Source organism: Rhodococcus sp. AC861 (assembly GCF_979256035.1).
In genome coordinates this window covers 1-290 of record NZ_CEEDMW010000029.1, presented here as the reverse complement: position 1 = coordinate 290, position 290 = coordinate 1, and the positions used below count along the sequence as shown (strand labels likewise).

Annotated in this window: 1 pseudogene; it reads left to right on the top strand. The window is 74.8% G+C overall.

The features are described 5' to 3' along the window. Window positions 1-13: 13 nt before the first annotated feature. Window positions 14-290 (top strand): annotated as a pseudogene (locus AC0IX4_RS23000) (PQQ-dependent sugar dehydrogenase); the annotation flags it as partial.

Here is a 290-nt window from a genome sequence, read left to right as displayed (position 1 = left end):
GCCGCGCATCGTCATGAGCGGCATCGGGCGCGCCGGAGACGTCTGCGTGGACGGCACCGGCAGCACCGGGGTCACGGACGCCACCGCCTCGGAAGACCGTCTGTCGCGCATCACCCCGGAAGGCGCCGTGGTGAGCCCCGGATGGACGTGGCCCGACAAGCCCGGCGTCGGCGGATGCGCCGCCGGGCCCGGATCGGTCTCGGTGTCCATGTCCGGGGCACGCGCCGTGAGCCTCGTTCCGGTGGATCCCGAGACGGGCGCCGTCACCACCCCGCCGACCCAGATCGCCC